This window comes from Actinoplanes sp. 13 (genome assembly GCF_056134165.1).
In genome coordinates this window covers 119,583-138,115 of the sequence record NZ_JBVYOQ010000002.1, presented here as the reverse complement: position 1 = coordinate 138,115, position 18,533 = coordinate 119,583, and the positions used below count along the sequence as shown (strand labels likewise).

Here is an 18,533-nt window from a genome sequence, read left to right as displayed (position 1 = left end):
CAAAGACCACAAAAGGCAGGTACCGGGGTGGCATCGACTCATACGAACCTCTACGATCCGCTCCGATCACGGTATTAGAAACCGTGTTCAGTGCACGGGGGACTCGATGATCCAACACACCGGTCCGGCACTTCCGGGGCAGCGCTCCCCGGACGCGTCCGCCGAAAGATCGAACAGGACGGACCAGCGCGACTCGTTCGGATGGCTGACCCCGTCCCAGGAGAGCAGGCAGTTGCCGAACGTTCCGGCGCAGCGTTCCGCGACCACGCACCAGGACGCCGCCACCCGCCCGGATGCGGCTTCGCGCAAGGACGAGCCGGAGACCGAACGACTGATCATCCCCGGCGGTGACCTCGGGTCCACCGTCGTCCTGCCGTACGTGGCCTCGATGGCCGCCAAGCGCACCCGGCCGCTGCGCGCCTGGATGCTCACGTTGCCGGCCGACTTCGTCGCGCTGGTCGCGCCGCTGGCCTGGAGCCAGCAGTACTGGAAGGCCACCCTCGCCACCGCGTTCGTGACCGTCGGCCTGTTCGCCGTCGGCGGGCTGTACCGGGCCCGGCGCCACCTGAGCGTCCTCGACGAGCTGCCCAGCCTCTACCTGCGGATGCTGACCGGCACCGCCGCCGTCGCCATGGCGGTCGCGATCCGCCACGACTCGATCGACAATGTGGACGGCTTCCTGCGGCTGGCCGCGATCTCCGCGGCGCTGCTGCTGCCGGCCCGGGTGGTGAGCCGCCTCGCGGTGGTGATGGCGCGCCGCCGCCGGTGGGTCGAGCACAGCGCGATCATCGTCGGCGGCGGCCCGGTCGCCACCGAGCTGGCCCGCCTGCTGCGCCGCTACCCGCAGTACGGTCTCCGCTTCGGCGGGTTCGTCGACGTGGCCGCGACCGGGCACGACAGCAGGGAGAGCCTGCCGCTGGTCGGCCGGCTCGACGACCTGGAGACGCTGGTCCGGCAGACCGAGTGCGACGTGGTCATCATCGCCGACGTGGACTGCCCGGAGAGCCGCCTGCTGGGGACCGTCCTGGCGCCCGGCCTGCGCGACTGTGACCTGTGGATGGTGCCGCGGCTGCGCGAGTTCCCGCAGGGCCTGGGTGCGCCCGACCACATCGGCGCGATCCCGGTCGTACGCCTGCGCCGTCCCGTTCTCGAGGGCCCGAAATGGGCGGTGAAGCGGACGTCCGACCTGCTCGTCGCATCCGTGGCGCTGCTGCTGCTCAGCCCGATCATGCTGCTCTGCGCGATCGCCACATTCCTGGAGGGCGGGCGCGGCATCATCTTCCGCCAGCAGCGGATCGGCCGCTTCGGCAAGCCTTTCGACGTGCTCAAGTTCCGCTCGATGCGGCCGGTCGACGACAAGGAGTCGCAGACCAACTGGAACATCGGCCACGACAAGCGGGTCGGGCCGATCGGCCGTTTCATGCGGCGCACCTCGCTGGACGAACTGCCCCAGCTGTGGAACGTGCTGCGCGGCGACATGAGCATCGTCGGCCCGCGCCCCGAACGGCCGTACTTCGTCGATCGCTTCTCGGTCGACTACCCGGAGTACGCGATGCGCCACCGCGTCCCGGTCGGCCTGACCGGTCTGGCCCAGGTCAGCGGTCTGCGCGGCGACACCCCGATCTCGGACCGGGCCCGGTTCGACAACTACTACATCGAGAACTGGTCGCTCTGGCTCGACGTCAAGGTCGTGCTGCGGACGGTGAGTGAGGTGTTCCGCGGCGGCGGCCGCTGACACCGGCGGCGCCCCACGACCGGATCGGTAGGGTTCCGGTCATGACGTTGATCAACTTGCTGGTGCGGGCCGCCACGGAAGCACCGGACCAGGTCGTTGTCCACGTCGACAGCACCGGCGGCGAGCGCGTCACCACCTATGCGGAGCTGCACGACGACGCGCTGCGGGTCGCCGGCGGCCTGCGCGGCGCCGGACTGCGCCCCGGTGATCCGCTTCTGATCGTCACCGACGACAGCGCCGAGTTCCTGCCCCTGTTCTGGGGCGCGATCCTGGCGGGCGTGGTGGCCGTACCCCTGCCCGCCGAACCGGATCGTCTGGCCGGGGTGTGGCGGCTGCTCGGGCAGCCTGCGCTGGCCGGAGACGCCCACCTGATCTCCCCAGCGGTCCGCCTGCCCTCCCCCAACGGGCCGTCGGCAGGCGACTTGCCTTCCCCGGACGGACCGCCTGCCGCCCGGCTGCTTTCCCTCGCCGAGTTGCGTGCGGCCACTCCGCTGCCCGAACCGGTTGCGGCCGGACCTGACGAGGTGGCTTTCCTGCAGTTCTCGTCGGGTAGCACCGGCGCCCCGAAAGGCGTCGAACTCACCCACGGCAACCTGATCGCCAACCTGGACCAGTCCACCCGTGCCAGCCGCGCCGGCGCCGCCGACGTCGTGGTCACCTGGATGCCGTACTTCCACGACATGGGGCTGATCGGCACCCACCTCGCCCCGCTGTACGTGCGCTGCAAACAGGTCCGGATCAGCCCGCTCGCCTTCGCGAAGCGCCCCGAGCTGTGGCTGCGCACCGCCGACCGGCACCGCGCCACCATCCTGTCGGCGGCCAACTTCGCGCTGGCACTGACCACACGACGGGTCGGCGACGAGACCCTCGACCGCCTCGACCTGAGCAGCGTCCGCCTGGTCATGGTCGGCGCAGAGCCGATCTCCCCCACGGTCTGGCGGGCCTTCACGGCCAAGCTCGGCCGGGCGCGGCTCGATCCACGATCTTTGCAACCGGTGTACGGCCTGGCAGAGGCCACCGTGGCGGTCTCGTTCCCCCCGATGGGCGAACTGGCGCGCCCGCACCGTCTCAGCCGTGCCGCCCTGGCCCGCGGTGTCGCGGTGGACGCGGCGCCCGAGGCGCCCGCCGTCGAACTCATGGACGTCGGCCTTCCGGTGCCCGGCTGCACGGTCCGGATCGTCGACGACGCCGGAACGCCGCTCGAGGAAGGTCTCGTCGGCCACATCCACGTGCGCGGCCCCAACGTCACCCACGGCTATCACCGCGACCCTCAGGCCACCGCCGCCACCCTGACCGATGGCTGGCTGAGCACCGGCGACCTGGGGTTCCTCCGGTCCGGGCGGCTCTGCGTGACCGGGCGGCACAAGGACGTGCTGTTCGTGCACGGCCGCAACTTCCACGCGTCCGACCTGGAGGAGGTGGCGGCCGGAACGCCCGAACTGGGAACCGGGCCGATCGCGGTGGTCGGCGCCACAGATTCGGCGACCGGCCGGGAACGGGTCGTGGTGTTCGTGGCCGCCTCAGCGGCGCGCGTTCCCGAGACCGGCCCAGCGGTGCGCGCCCGGGTGGCGGAGGCGCTCGGGTACGACGGCGTCGAGGTGCAGGTCGTGCCCAACGGCACGTTCACCCGGACCACCAGCGGAAAACTGCGCCGCCACGTGCTGCGCGAACGCCTGCGACCCCTCGACGAGGCGAAGCCGCCCACGCCCACCGAGATCCCCGCAGCCGCGCCCACCGCAGCGGTTCCCGAAGATGCGCCAACGCCAGCGAGCTCAGCAGGCGCACGCACCCCAGCCGAGTTGGAGCGGATCGTCCGGGCGATCTGGTCCCGGGTCCTCGGCATCCCGGCGGATCAGATCGGGCCGGACGACCGGTTCATGGCGATCGGCGGCTCATCGTTGAAGGCCATGGAGGTCCTCGCCGCCTTGGAGGACACCTTCGGCCGCACCCTGAACCCGGTCCTGCTGCGCGACGGCGTCACTGTCACCGCCCTCGCTGACCTCCTCCAGACTTCCGCTGTCACCCGTCCCCATCACACCGTGCAGTCGGCCACCGCCGCCGGGCCCGCGGCCTCCGGCGAGGCCGGCACAGACGTCGCCATCATCGGTATGGCCTGCCGTTTCCCGGACGCCGACACCCCCGACCAGTTCTGGGCCAACCTGCTCGCCGGCCGTGACAGCGTCACCGCGGTGACCCGCTGGCCGAACGGCGGTCACGGCGCTTTCCTCGCCGACCCGGCGTTGTTCGACGCCGCCTATTTCGGCATCGGCGACACCGAGGCCCGCCACCTGGACCCGCACGCGCGAATCTTCCTGGAGCTGGCCCACGAAGCCCTGGAGCGGGCCGGTTATGCCGGACCACGCCGCCGCGGACGCCGGATCGGCGTGTTCGCCGCGGTAGGCGAAAGCGGCTATCCCGAGCTGATCGCCGCCACCCGGCCCACCCCGTCACCGCAGCCCGGCACCGCACCGGACTCGTCCGCGCTGACGGCCGCCCAGCTCAACCCGTCCGCGCTGACCGGCACCCAGCTCAACCCGTATGCGCTGACCGGCACCCTGCGCAATCTCACCGCCGCCCGGGTGGCGCACCTCCTCGATCTGCACGGCCCGGCCCTCGCCATCGACACTGCCTGCTCGTCCGCCCTGGTGGCTCTGCACCTGGCCCGCCTCAGCCTGGCCGCCGGCGACTGCGACATAGCAGTGGTGGGCGGCGTCAACCTGAACCTCACCGCCACCGGTGAAGGCCTGCTCGACGCCGCGCAGGCGCTGTCACCGACCGGCCGCTGCCGCGCCTTCGACGCGGACGCCGACGGTTTCGTGCCGGGCGAGGGCGGCGCGGCGCTGGTGCTGACCCGCTTGTCCACGGCCGGCGACGACCAGGTGCTCGCGGTCGTCCGCGGCACCGCCGTCAACAACGACGGCCGCTCACTGAGCCTGATGGCACCCAACCCCGTGGTGCAGCAGGAGGTGATCCGCCAGGCATACCGCGACTCCGGCGTAGACCCCGCCGACGTCTCCTATGTGGAGGCCCACGGAACCGGCACCGCGGTCGGCGATCCCATCGAGGCACGCTCACTCGCGCACGCCTTCCCACCGTTGCCACACGGGCAGAAGCGACTGCTCGGCTCGGTGAAGACCAACATCGGTCACCTGCTGAACGTGGCCGGCCTGCCGGCGCTGGTCAAGGTCGTGCTGGCGCTACAGCATCGCGAATTACCCCCTTCTCTGCATCACGCCCGCCCGTCGCGGAGGTTCGACCTCGCGGGAGCGGGCTTCGAGGTGCTCACCGAACGCCGCCCCTGGACCGGGCCGCTCGTCGCCGGCATCAACAGCTTCGGTTTCGGCGGCACCAACGCCCACGCGATCCTGACAGCCGTCAACCGCTCGAAGTCCCCGTCGCCGGCGGCGCGCCCGGCAGCCGGACCGCACCTGCTGACGCTGTCGGCCCGGTCCGCCGCCGGTCTCCGTGCCGCCGCCGCTGAACTCGCGGAACACCTGCGCCGCCACCCGGATCTGCACGAGGCCGACGTCTGTGCCGGCGCGTCGAACGCACGGGACGACGGAGCCCACCGGCTCGCGCTCGTCGCCGACGGAGACCTCGCCGAGCAGCTCACCGTGGCGGAGCCGGGCCCGCCGGTCGGCCGGGCACCCCGCCTCGCCTTCCTCTTCGGCGAGCAGGACGCACTGGTCCCCGGCCTGGGCGCCGCCCTCTATGCGACCGCGCCTGTCTTCCGGGCGGTTCTCGACGAGTTGTCCACCTCAGCCGGGCCGATCGCCGGCCGCTCCCTCGTCGCATGGTGCACCGGCTCGAACGCGCCCACGACTGATCTCCGACGTTCCCAGGTTGCCTCTCCTCTCGTTGTGGCGTTCGCGGTAGCTCAAGCCGCCCAACTACGCGCTTACGGGATCCGGCCGGACGCGGTGGCCGGCCACCGCGCGGGCGAGCTGGCTGCCGCCGCCATTGCCGGGATCCTCACCCCAGCACAAGCCGTCCGGCTGGCCGCAACCGGCGACTCCGATCCCAGCAGCGTCGCCGTCCACGAGGCGGCCGAAGTGCCGCTGCTGAACATGGCCACGTTGGAATGGGCCGGCACCGCCGGCCGGCCTGACCGACCCGATGGCCCCTCCCGCGAAGTGACCGAGCCGATGGCCGCAATCGCTCAGCTGCGAGCAGTTGGCTACGACACTTTCCTCGAGCTTGGCGCACCCGGCGGTCTTGCTGGAGCGATCGGCACACGCCCGGCGGGCCTCGATCCCCACGAACTCCTTTCCACCGCTGGTGCCTTGTGGAGTCGCGGCGTCCCGCTCGACCGCACCGCCCTCGACTCCGGCGCCCGGCGACTCCCACTCCCCACCTATCCCTTCCAACGACGCCGTTACTGGATCACCGACCCGCCGCCTCCCACACTCGCCATCCCCCGCTGGATCGAAGCACCCGCGCTCCCCAGCGTTTCCGTGCCCTCAAGCCTGCGGCCTGCCCTTGGGGACGAGTCAAGCCCCACCGGCGACAGTCCCCAGGCCGGAATCCATCCGAACGCCAGCACGATCACCATCATCGACGCCGGCGCACTCGATCGGAGCGACGCGACCAACCAGAGCGGCACACCCGACCCGACTCTGGATGCCCAGGTCGAAGCCGCCGCCACCGCAATGGCTGCGGCCCCGCGCACCGGTCATCTCCTGGTCATCACGCGAGACGTGCACACCACCGGCACGGGCACAGAACGCCCGAACCCGTCCCGAGCCGTCTGGTCCGGCTTGGCGATGGCCTTGGCCGACGAGAACCCCGGCCTCGGGGTACGCCTTGTCGACCTCTCCACCGGCGAGTCCGAAACCGCCCACCGCTGCGCGCTGGCCCGGGAGTCCGCCGACCCCCCGCTCCCCGGCGCCGCGCAGTCGGTGGCCTGGCGAAACGGCCGACGGCTCGTCCGCCACTTCCTCCCGGCCGACCCCAGCACAACGCACGCAGGACCGGCGCACACAGCGTCGGCCCCCGATGCAGCCACCACCGGCCTCGTCCAGGACCTGCCACCGGCGGACGGCCACTACCTGATCGTCGGCGGCGCCGGCGCGGCCGGTGCCGCGATCGCCCGTCACCTCGCCCGCCGCGGCCACCCGACGCTGCTGCTGGCCGGTCGATCCGCCGAGCCCACCGCCCTCCTCGGCGAGCTGCGAGCTCTCGGGGCCGCCGTCTCCTACCGGGTCACCGATGTGACCGACGCGGCTGCCGTGACGGCCCTCGTCGCCGGGCACCGTTTCGACGTGGTCATCCAGGCCGCGGGCATCGTGCGCCCCGGTAGTCTGCGCGCGAAGAGCGTTGCCGATCTTCTGGCGGGACTGGCGGCAAAGGTGCGCGGCACCGCCTTGCTGGCCCAGGCCGTACGCGACTCCGATCCGCTTTTCATCGCTCTTTCCTCGATTTCCTCCGTCGTCCCCGGCCTCGCCGGCGCGGTAGGCGACTATGTGGCCGGAAACGCTTTCCTGGACGCTTTCGCCGCCGCCGAACGTCTGGCCGGCCGCCGTTTCGTAGCGGTCAATCTCCCCGCACTGGCCGGCGGCGGAATGGCCATCGCCGGCGCGAACGGCCCGTCATTGCCACTCGATCAGGTCCCTGACGTCTTGTGGGCCGCGGCAGCCCTGGGCACCGCTCAGGTCCTGGTCACACCGTCCCCGGACCAGCACGGCCACCGGTCCGGGAGATCCCCGGTGGAGACGGCCGCCGACCGTCCCTCGCCTGAGCATCACGACGAGGACCACGTGATCGACACGGTCCGGGAATTGCTCGCCGGACCCCTGGAACGAGAACCCGGGACGATCGGCCTCGACGAGCCGTTCCTCACCCTGGGTCTCGACTCACTGACCGCCGTCGACCTGGTCAAGGAATTGGAGACCCGGCTGGGCCGCACCTTGTCGACAACCCTTTTCTTCGAGCACCGTACGGTCGGTGAGCTGGCCCGGCATGTGGCCGGCGCACCCGAGTTCCCGCTCAGCCCGGTGCAGCAGGCCTTCCGCACCACGGGACAGTTGTATCCCGAGGTCCCGGCGTACGCCTACGTCCGGCAGACCGTGGCCGGGCCGATCGACAGCGACCGGCTGGCGTCGGCCTTCGCCGAGCTGGAACGACGGCACCCCATGCTGCGTCTCCGCTTCGGCGCACGCGGCCAGCGTTTCACCGCGCCCGACAGCAAGCGACCGGAATGGTTCAGCCTGATCGACTTGGCCGAGCCGATCGAGGACCTCGACGCGCGCCTGCGCAACCAGACGTTCGACCTGACCCGGGAGGCCCCGGTACGCGCGGTGCTGGCCATAGCCGGTCCCGATCTGACACATCTGATCGTCGTCGTGCACCACGCGGCCGCCGACGGCTTCAGCCTCGCGGTGCTCGGTGACGAGCTGTGGTCGCTCTACAGCGGCGGGGAGCTGCCCGCGCCGCCCCGGGCCACGTTCGCCGATCACGAGGCGTCGCGCACGGCGCCGGCCGCATCCGACCTGGCCTACTGGCGACAGCGGCTCGCCTCTTGGCCTCAGCTCCCACTCCCGTTCGACGGCGACGCCGAAGCCGATCCGCGAGCGCCTTACGTCGTACACCTGACCGGTCTTGATCCCGCAGTGACCGCACGCCTGACCGCTCGGGCACGCGCCGCCGGGGTGTCGCTGTTCCATCTGCTGCTCGCCGGCTATGCCCGCTGCCTGTCGCGTTGGAGTGGGCGGACGACAGTGCCGATGGCGGTGGCGCGCGCCGGCAGACAGGCACGGCTGGCCGGAATCGATCGCATGGTGGGACCGTTCGCGGACACCCTCCCGGTGCTGGCGGAGGTTTCACCGGGTGAGCCGGCGGCGGCCCTCGCGGATCGGCTCCGGCAAGCGTGGCTGGTCGCTGAGCAGCACGGATCGGTCTCCACGGTGGACCTCGCGCGGATGCTGGCGACGAATGGCGCCGGGCCACGAACCACCAGCCCGGCCAGTTTCAGCTTCGCGCGATTCCCCGCAGCGGACGGCGCGGGGTCGAACGTACGGGCCACCGCGGCGGGCACGGCGTCCGCGGCGACCAAGCTGGGCCTGGTCTGCTTCGAGGCGCACGGCGCGCTGCACTTCTCCTGGAACTATCCGGCCGCACTGTTCGACGCCGGCACCATCGAACGCCTGGCCGCCGGCCACCTGGCCGAGATCAGGGCCCTGGCCGACGCACCGGAGCCGCCGGCACGACCGATCCCGGTCATCGAGCGGATCCGCGCCCAGGCCCACCGCACCCCCGCGGCCACCGCCGTCCTCACCAACGGCGCACCGCTCACCTACCTCGACCTGGACCTCGCCTCCGACCGCCTGGCCGCCCACCTCGCCACCCTCGGCGCCCGGCGGATCGGTCTGCTCACCGCTCCCGGCGCCGACACCCTGATCGGCCTGCTCGGCATCCTCAAAGCCGGTGCCGCCTGGGTGCCGCTGGACCTCAGTCACCCACCGGCGCGCCTGTCCTCCCAGCTCAGCCGCGCCGGGGCGGACGTCGTCGTCTGCGACACCGCCACCCGTTCCGCAGCCCGCGCGCTGGGCGGCCGGAGGCTGGTCACCACCACCGAGACCCCGCACGCCCTACCGCCTCCGATCAGCACCGGGCCGGACGACACCGCGTACGTCATCTTCACCTCCGGCTCGACCGGCCGCCCGAAGGGCGTGCCCGTCACGCACCGGGCGATGGCCAACTACCTGGACTGGTCCCTGACCGCTTTCGGCTATCGGCCCGGCGACCGGCTCGCGCAGACCGCCTCGATCTGTTTCGACGCGTCGGTGCGGCAGTTGCTGGCGCCCCTGTTGGTGGGTGCCACCGTCGTCGCCTGGGACCGGGACGTCGTCCGCGACCCCGGCGAACTCCTGCGCCGCGTCGAGCAGGACCGGATCACCGTCTGGAGCTCGGTGCCGACCCTCTGGGAGAAGCTGCTGAACGCGGCCGAGAAGCGGGCCGGGAGACCTGATCTGGCTCTGCGCTGGGTGCACGTCGGCGGCGAGGAGCTGTCCCCCGCCCACGTACGCCGCTGGTTCGACCTGTTCGGCCCCGGCCAGCGGATCGCCAACCTCTACGGCCCCACCGAGGCCACCATCAACGCCACCTTCCACGTGATCGACGAGCGGCCGGCCGACGACGTGACGCACCTGCCGATCGGGCGCCCGATCGGCGGCGCGCTGGTCGAGGTGATCGGTGACGACGGCCGGCCGTGCGCCCCGGGTGAGATCGGCGAGCTGCACATCGGCGGGATCGGCGTGGCCGCCGGCTACCTCGACGATCACTCCGACGCGTTCGTGGAACGCGACGGCACCCGCTGGTATCGCAGCGGGGACCGGGCCTACCAGGACGACGACGGCCTGCTCTGGTTCCGCGGCCGCGCCGACGACCAGGTGAAGATCCACGGATACCGGGTGGAGCCGGGCGAGGTCGAGGCCGTCCTGCGCGCCCATCCCGCCGTCGGCAACGCCGCCGTGCTCGCCGGCGACCGCCTGCTCGCGTGGGTCCAGCCCCGGCCCGGCGTCGTGGTCCCCGACCTGCGCGCCTACCTCGAGGAGCTGCTGCCCGCCTATCTCGTGCCGGCGCGCACGGAGATCGTCACGGCCCTGCCGCTGACCGCCACCGGCAAGGTCGACCGCGCGGCGCTCCAGCTCACCGCGGCCGTCGAGGCGCCCGGCGAACCGCCCGCCACCGACACGGAACGCCTGCTCGCCCGCATCTGGTCGCACCGGCTCGGCGTCCCGCACGTCGGCCGCGACGACGACTACTTCGCGCTGGGCGGCGACTCGATCGGCGTCCTGGAGATCTTCGCCGACCTGGAGAACGAGCTGGCGGCCCTGCCCCGGCCCACCGTGATCTATCAGCACCGCACGCTGACCGCACTGGCCGCCGCCATCGACGCGGCCACCGCCGAGCCGATCACGCCGGCCGCCGGCGACGAGCCCTATCCGCTCACCCCCACCCAGCGCGGCTTTCTGCTCTCCGATCTCCTCGGCACCCCGTCCACCTGGCTGGCGGCCCCCCATCTGCACGGCCCGCTCGACCTGTCCCGCTTCCAGAAGGCCGTCGACACCCTCGTCGCCCGCCACCCCATGCTCCGCACCGTCTTCACCCGTGAGACGCAGCACGAACTGCCGGCCACCACCCGTTTGAAGGTCGACTACACCGCTTCTCCCGGTCCCCTCGAGGAGGAGCTGGCCGCCGAACGAGCCACCCCCTTGAGCCCCACGACGCATCCCCCGATCCGCCTCCGGCTCCTGCGGACCGCCTCCGACGAGCACGTGCTGCTGCTGCACGCGCACCATCTGATCGGCGACGGCTACAGCGTCGCGCTGCTGACCCGCGAACTTCTGGCCGCATACGACGATCGGCCGCTCCCGCCGATCCGCTCGACGTTCCGCGACTACGCGGCGTTGCTCGGCTCGCTGCCGTCCACCGCCGTCCCGCGCAGCCGTGCTCCCTTCGAGACGTCCCCCGCCACCTCCACCGGGTTCACCCTCGACCCCGTCACCGTCACCCGCCTGCGCGATGTCGCCAAACGATCAGGGCTTACGCCTTTTGTCCCCGTACTCACCGCCTATCACCAGGTGCTCGCCCGGCTGACCACCGAGCCCGACCCGCTCATCGGCGTAGCCGTGACCGGCCGCGATCACCCCCTCCCCGACGTGACCCGGCTCTTCGGCCCCTGCGCCACCGCTGTGGCCGTGCACCCCGGCCCCCGCCCCGGCCTCCGCGACGTTGCCGAGGCCGTGCGGCACGCCCGTTCCCGGGTCTTCTCCGCCCCCGGAGGCTGGCAGTTCTTCTTCACCTATCTCGACTTCGACGCCCTGCCGCCGGTCGACGGCGCCACCCTCACCCTCACCTGGCCGGACATCGATCCGGACCTGGCTGTCCCGCCCGGCACCGACGTGCTCCTGGCCGTCCGCCCCACCAGCAACGGCCTGCGCCTCACCCTCCGCGGCCGCGTCGCCCCCGCTCTGCTCGCCGGCCTCGCCGCCGAGTTGCGCGCCGCCCTGCTACGCACCGCTGCCATTTACCCGGGCACCGCTCAGCGTGACGATGCCCGGGCCACCTCCGCGACCCGTTCGCCCGCTGCGGCGACCGCCACCGACCGGGTGGATGCCGCGCTGATCGGTTACCTCCCGGCCCCCGCGCAACTCGCGGCCATCGCGACAGATCTCCCTCCGGCGGTACGCGCAAAGCTGCCCCGCCTGGACCGGGAAACCATCCGCGCGGCCGTCTTCCCCGACGAGGCCCCCCGTCTCCTGGAGACGGTGAGCACCCCGCTCGGACGATCCGCTTTCGTCTGCCTTCCCCGCTTCGCCGACGAGCTCACCCACGACGGCCTGGCAGCCACCACCGCCCGTGCCGTCGACCTGGCCGCCCGGCACGGCGCGCGCACCGTCTCGCTGGCCGGCATGATCCCCGCCCACACCGGTTACGGCGGCGCCGTGCTCCCGCTGGTCCGTTCCACCGCCCGGGTCACCACCGGCCATGCCGTCACCGCCGCCTCGGTGGTCCACGCCACCCTCGCCGCCCTCGCCCGCCGCGGCCGCAGACTTCCCGACTGCACCCTGGCAGTGGTAGGCGCAGGCTCGATCGGTACCTCCGCACTGCACCTGCTGCTCGCCCACGCCGAGCAGCCACCCGTGGCCCTCATCCTCTGCGATCTGCCGTCCGCCGCCGGTCGCCTGTCCGCCCTGGCCACCACACTCCGAGGGACCGGATATCCCGGACCGATCAAGATCGTCGCCGCCGACCCGGCCGCTCCCGACGAGGTCTACGCCGCCGACCTGATCGTGGCCGCCACCAGCGGCGGTCCCGGAACCATCGACGCCGACCGCCTCCGCCCCGGCGCCATCCTGGTGGACGACTCGTTCCCCCACTGTTTCGACACCACCCGGGCCTTCGCCCGCATGCGGGACCACCAGGACGTACTGATCACCGGAGGCGGTCTCCTCGACTGCGGCCCCACCGACCGTGCCGTCTCCGCCCACCTCCCCCTCACCGCCGGTATCGGCCTACCCGGCACCATCGCGTCCTGCCAACTGGAGTCCCTGCTGCACGCCGCGAACCCCGGTCTTCCGCTGGTGCACGGCCCGGTAGAGCCCCACCTCGCCGCCGCGTACTGGAACGCCCTCACCGCCGCCGGCGTCCGCGCCGCTCCCCCACACCTCCTCACCCGCTTCCTCCCTCACCGATCCCACCCCAGCACTGAGCCCACCCCAGCGCTGCTCCGACCGGCCCGTACCAGCACCCACAAACAGCCGGCTTGCCGTGCTGCCCGGAGCCGGAGCTGAGAAGCGCTTTCGCAGGAGCCGGGACGACGGACCCGCGGCGCGACATTCACAGCACTCGATCCGGTTGCTAGCGTCACGGTACGTTGTTTTGCGACCACCCAGCGTGGGGAGGTTCAAGTGAGAACGACCATCCGTCGATCAGCCGCAGCAGCCGCAGCGGCCATCCTGGCCACTGTCGGACTGTTCACCGGGGCACAGGCGGCGCCCGCCGAGGCTGCCGTGCTCGCGGTGCCGGGCGCCGAAGTGGTGCCCGACAGCTACGTCGTGGTGCTCAAGTCAGGCAGGACCGCGCGCACCGTCGCCGGCCGGCACGACGCGACCGTGGCTCACGCGTACACCACAATCTTCAGTGGTTTTGCGGCGACCATGACGGCGCGCCAGGCGCGGCAGGTGGCCGCCGACCCGGATGTCGCGTTCGTGCAGCCCAACGTCATTCACCGGATCTCCGGCACGCAGCCGAACCCGCCGTCCTACGGCCTGGACCGCATCGATCAGCGCAACCGCCCGCTCGATCAGGCCTACACCTACGCCACGACCGCGTCCACCGTGCACGCGTACGTGATCGACACCGGCATCCGGACCTCCCATCAGGACTTCGGTGGGCGTGCGAGCAGCGGCTTCGACGCCGTCGACGGCGGCGCGGCGGACGACTGCAACGGGCACGGCACGCACGTGGCCGGCACGGTCGGCGGCAGCGCCTACGGGGTGGCCAAGGAAGTGCGGCTGGTCGGCATCCGGGTGCTCAACTGTTCGGGCAGCGGCACCACCGCGCAGGTCGCGGCCGGGATCGACTGGGTGACCGCAAACGCCGTGAAGCCCGCGGTGGCGAACATGAGCCTCGGTGGCGGCGCGGACACCGCCCTGGACAACGCGGTGCGCGCGTCGATCGCCTCCGGCGTCAGTTACTCGATCGCGGCGGGCAACGGGTTCCTGGGGCTCTTCGCGCTGGACGCCTGCACCCAGTCGCCCGCCCGGGTAACGCAGGCGATCACCGTCTCGGCGACCAACAGCAGTGACCAGAAACCGTCATGGGCCAACCGCGGCACCTGCGTCGACGTGTTCGCGCCGGGGATCAATATCCCGTCGGCGTGGTACACCGCTGACACGGCCACCAACACCATCAGCGGTACGTCGATGGCGGCGCCGCACGTGGCCGGGGCGGCGGCGCTCTATCTGGCGACCAACCCGGGCGCCACACCGGCCCAGGTGCAGGCAGCGGTGATCGGCAACGCCACCACCGGTGTGGTCGGCAGCCCGGGCTCGGGCTCACCGAACCGGCTGCTCTACACCGGAGCCTTCTAGGCGGATCCGCCGCCACGCGGGCACAGCGCGCTGTCGCCGGGGGCGTACCGGCCGTTCGGGCCCGAGCGGAAGCCCAGCGCGGACAGCCCGGCCGTTCGGGCCCGAGCGGAAGCCCGGCGCGGACAGCCCGGCCGTTCGGGCCCGAGCGGAAGCCCGGCCGGCCGACCCGGGTGGGCGCCGGCCGGGTCAGCGTGGGAGCTCAGCTGATCAGGAAGCGGACGTCGCGGAGCACCTCCGAGGTTGCGATCGGGCTGAGGGCGGCGAAGGAAGCGGGCCCGCCGCCGGTGCGGACGACGCGGACCTCGGTGAGGTGCTGGGGATCGTCGGCGCCCTGCCAGTGATAGCCCGGCCCGAAGTGGATCTCGGCGGTGTGGTTGCCGGGCCAGTAGCGCAGCAGGCTGCGGTGACCGGTTCCGAACTCCCATCCGAGAGCGCTGAGCGCGAACAGCCGCTTCCCGGTGATCGGAGCGCCCGTCAGGGCCGGCAGGTCGACGTCGGCGAGTGTCAGCAGCTCGCGGCCCACCTGGGGGAAGGGCTGGAGGACGGCGTAGTCGGCGAACAGGTCCGCCCAGGTCGCCGCGTCGGCGGCCAGGTGCCAGGGGTGCGCCAGGCCGACGGTGGCCGCCGGGTCCAGCGTCCATTCCTTGTCGTCGATGTCGGCGAACGTCCGGTCCTCGGCCGCCCGGAAGACCGTTGCCACCGCGCCGTGCGGGTCGAAGGTGGCCCACAGCAGGCGACGGGTCAGCTGCCACATCAGCGGGTGCCGGACGAAGTGCTGCTGGAACTCGGCGGCCGTCCACCGGCGCTGCATGACCATGGCTTCCTCGAGCGCCCGGGTGCGCTCCGACCCGACCGTCTTCAGGTCTTTCCGCAGCTGGGTGAACCGCTGGTAGGCCGCCGGCGCCGCCGTCGGATCGTCGGCCGCGGCGGGGCGGGGCAGCCGGGTGAAGCGCTTGCCGTCCTGGCCGGCGAGCACGGGTTGCAGGTGCTCGTCGAGGCTGACGGTGAACCGGCGCGGCCCGTAGTCGAGGGTGGTCCGGCCGTCGCCGTCGAATCCGAGGCCGGGCACGATCCGGTCGGCGAGCTGTTCGCGGTCGAGGCCGCGGGCAGTGGCCACCTCGGCGAGACGGTCGGCGGCGGTCCGCCGGAAACCGGCGGTCCGCGCCTTGCGGGAGAGCCGGTCGAGGTGGATCAGCGCCAGGTCGGTGCCGATCGCGGCCAGGACACCCATTCCGGTACGCACCCGGGCGCTCACCGACGACCATGCCGGGAACAGCTCGCTCAGCGCCTGCACCGTGGAGTCGTCGCCGCACAGGGCCAGCGCGGTCATCGCGAGGCCGCTCCTGGACGGGTACTCCGCGGCCTGCCACTGTTCGAAGACGGCCCAGGCGAAGGCGGCCAGGTCGGGCAGCTCGCACAGGGCGCGCACCTCGGCGATGCCCGGGTGCGGTTCGGCGATCTTGGAGACGGCGAGGAGCCCGCACAGGGCGCGTGCCGCGCCGGCCGAGAGGACGCCGTCGCTGTCCCGGACCCGCACCGCCGGAAGCCGCGGGACGACCAGCCACTCCGGCAGCGCCGGCACGCGGATGGCCCGGCCGTCCGCCCGGCGCGGTGGCCCGGACAGCACCGCGGGAGTCACCGGCGACAGCCCGGCAGCCGGCGAGGGAGCGGCAGCCGGCGAAGGATCAGGCGACGGGGCGGCCACGTGGGGATAGGACAGTTGGTGATCGCGGAACAACTCCGCGACGGCCGGCGAACGGTCCGCCTTCGCTGACAGCACCCGCCACGCCAGGTCCGGTGCGCGCTTGGCGGCGGTCAGCAGCGCCGGGCGGAAACCCTTCCTGTCCACCCGGTCCACGAGCAGGCCGAACGCCTCCTCCGTCGGGATCGCTGCCAGCGCCGCGATCACCCTCTTCTCGTCGTCGGCGCCGTCGAGCTGTTGCCGGTCCGGCAGCCGCCGTTCGAGCAGCGCAACCCAGGCGGACCCGACACCGGCACCACCGCTCTCCACGATCTCTTCCGCCCGGGCTCGCACGGCCGGTGGCAGCAGGTCCGCGGCGGCCGGCAGCAGTCGCGGCTCGCCCAGCAGCAGCCCGCCGAGAAGATCTGTGTAGAGCGGGTGCTCCGGCTCCAGCTCCACCAGGATCCGCAGCGCCCGCACCGGGAACCGGGTGAGCACGCCGGATCTCAACAGCATGGTGACCCGGCTCAGAGGCGCCTCGACGGTGTCCCGGCACAGCACCCGGAGCGCGTCGTCGGTCGGGATCGCGGCGAACAGGCGGACGGCGTCGGCACCGAGGCGGTCGCGGGCCTGCCAGTTCTCGTCGTGCAGGTGCAGGCGGCCGCGGTAGTAGGGCTGCGCCAGGATCGGCGCGGCCGCCGGCCCGACCCCGTCCAGGATGGTGGCGATCGCGCCGGTCAGGCGATGCGAGAACAGGCCTGTGTCGATGTTGTGGCGGAGCTGCTCGAGGTGATCGACGCGGCCGGCGGCGAACAGCAGGAGCCCGGTCATGTGCCGGTGATCGCCCCATTCGAACTCCTCGCCGCCGGACCGGTCGGCGGTCCACTCCCCGGCCCGGGCGCAGTCGGCGTCGACCCAGTCGAGCCGGGTCGGCATCAGGTAGGAGGAGAGGATCCGCCCCATCGGCGTGGTCCGCAGCGTGCCCAGGAGCTCACCGGCCGCCGCATGATCCGCGTCGGGGGCGGTGGCCAGGTGGGCCCGCAGCGGTCGTGCCACCGAGTAGACGCTCTGCAGGTCCTCGCCGCGCCAGAGCCTCTCGTAGGTCTTCTGCGCAGCCGCGTCGACCACCCAGAGCAGGTCGGTGGTGAGCAGCCTGATCAGCTCGCCGATCACCTGGATCGCGAACCGCACGCCGGACCGGGCCACCCACGAGTCGACCATGCTGCGCGCGGTGTCACCCCGGCCGGTGCCGGTGAGCAGGGCGGCCACGGCGGCCGCCCGTGGCGAGAAGTCGGCCGGGTGGTTCCGGCCCTGGTCGAGCAGGTCCTGGTCGAAGATGACCGCGCGTTCGAGCTTGCGGGCCACGTCGCGTGCGACCGCCTCGGGGTCGCGTGGCGGACCGGCGGCCGGGTCCGGGCGGATCCGGCCGCCTCGGCGCGGATGCACCTCCTGACGCCATGCCGGGGGCAGCGCCCAGGTGTCCTCGTCCGGCAACACGAACTTTCGCATGGCCCGGAACGCTAGACCACGGGTACGACATGCACGGTCCTCGATCCCGCGCACCGGGGCGGGAGGCGAACCCGGGTCAGCGCGGGACGCCTCCGCTGACGGCGCGGGGTGCCGGGTTGCGGTCGGTGCGGCGGCCGCGGCGGGTCACGTCGAGCTGCCAGTGCTCGGGCAGGCGGGTGCCGCAGGCGTCGAGGAAATGGGCGTCGACGACGCGTACGGTGTCGCCGGTCGGCAGCGTGATCCGGGATCCGGGTGGGGCGACGGTGTCCGGTGGGCAGAAGACCGTGCTGTCGGTGACCACGCACGGTCCGACCCGGACGGAGCCGTCGCCGGTCTCCACCTGCACGGCGCAGGGCTCGGTCGTGTGCAGCAGCGAGAATTCCAGCCAGTTCACGTTCCGCTCTCCCGATCACCGTTCTCGTCAGGGACCTGTCCTCCGACATTTCCCGATGCCGGCCTGATCAATCCCCGGCGGGTGATCATCCCAGGTGGTGGCCGGTGATTGTCCAGCACGTGCGGCGGCAAGAGATCGGCGATCAGGGCGTCGGCAACGGCGACGGCGGCTTCGTGACGGCGAAGGCGAACGTCGTCTTGATCGACGCGAGCGACGGGATGGACCTGATCTCCCGGCGCAGCAGGTCCTCGTACGCCTCGAAGGACTGAACCACGATCTTGGCGAGGTAGTCGTCGTCACCGGCGAGCAGATAGGCCTCGACCACCTCGGGGATCGCACGCAGTCTGGCCTCCACCTCGTCCACCACGGCGGAGGTGTGCGACAGGAGCGTCAGCCGCGCGAAAGCCGTGATCGACAGCCCGAGCGCCCCGGGCGACAGCACCGCGGTGTATCCCGAGATCACCCCGGCTTCCTGGAGCTGCCGGACCCGGCGCAGACAGGGCGACGGGGAGAGGCCGACGCGGTCGGCGAGCTCCTGATTGGTGAGCCGGCCGTCCCGCTGCAGCTCCAGCAGGATCCTCCGGTCGATCGAGTCCAGCGCCATGTGGCAGATTCTGC

General features: G+C 72.3%; 6 protein-coding genes. 3 read left to right on the top strand and 3 right to left on the bottom strand.

Annotated elements, in window-relative coordinates:
- The first annotated feature begins 106 nt into the window (after positions 1-106).
- From AC0NH5_RS05340 to AC0NH5_RS05330, 3 genes are all read left to right on the top strand, one after another.
- Entirely contained in the window at positions 107-1,735 is a 1,629-nt protein-coding gene (locus AC0NH5_RS05340) for a sugar transferase (protein ID WP_474400583.1), read from the top strand.
- 41 nt (positions 1,736-1,776) lie between these two features.
- Positions 1,777-13,029: an amino acid adenylation domain-containing protein gene (locus tag AC0NH5_RS05335; protein WP_474400581.1), complete on the top strand. Its 11,253-nt coding sequence runs from the start codon at positions 1,777-1,779 to the stop codon at positions 13,027-13,029.
- A gap of 117 nt (positions 13,030-13,146) precedes the next feature.
- Positions 13,147-14,331: a S8 family peptidase gene (locus tag AC0NH5_RS05330; protein WP_474400579.1), complete on the top strand. Its 1,185-nt coding sequence runs from the start codon at positions 13,147-13,149 to the stop codon at positions 14,329-14,331.
- Positions 14,332-14,530: 199 nt separating this feature from the next.
- Here AC0NH5_RS05330 and AC0NH5_RS05325 read toward each other — a convergent pair whose 3' ends face one another.
- From AC0NH5_RS05325 to AC0NH5_RS05315, 3 genes are all read right to left on the bottom strand, one after another.
- Positions 14,531-17,521, bottom strand: a complete 2,991-nt coding sequence (locus AC0NH5_RS05325) for a DUF4132 domain-containing protein (RefSeq protein ID WP_474400577.1) — start codon at positions 17,519-17,521, stop codon at positions 14,531-14,533.
- 76 nt (positions 17,522-17,597) lie between these two features.
- Positions 17,598-17,915: a hypothetical protein gene (locus AC0NH5_RS05320; RefSeq protein ID WP_474400575.1), complete on the bottom strand. Its 318-nt coding sequence runs from the start codon at positions 17,913-17,915 to the stop codon at positions 17,598-17,600.
- Between the two features lie 142 nt (positions 17,916-18,057).
- On the bottom strand, positions 18,058-18,519 hold the full coding sequence (locus AC0NH5_RS05315) for an Lrp/AsnC family transcriptional regulator (protein ID WP_474400573.1): 462 nt from the start codon (positions 18,517-18,519) through the stop codon (positions 18,058-18,060).
- Positions 18,520-18,533: the final 14 nt, after the last annotated feature.

Excerpts from the sequence above, each read along its gene's own strand:
- AC0NH5_RS05340 (WP_474400583.1), top strand. The coding sequence starts at position 107 with ATGATCCAACACACCGGTCCGGCACTTCCGGGGCAGCGCTCCCCGGAC.
- AC0NH5_RS05335 (WP_474400581.1), top strand. The coding sequence starts at position 1,777 with ATGACGTTGATCAACTTGCTGGTGCGGGCCGCCACGGAAGCACCGGAC.
- AC0NH5_RS05325 (WP_474400577.1), bottom strand. The coding sequence starts at position 17,521 with ATGCGAAAGTTCGTGTTGCCGGACGAGGACACCTGGGCGCTGCCCCCG.
- AC0NH5_RS05315 (WP_474400573.1), bottom strand. The coding sequence starts at position 18,519 with ATGGCGCTGGACTCGATCGACCGGAGGATCCTGCTGGAGCTGCAGCGG.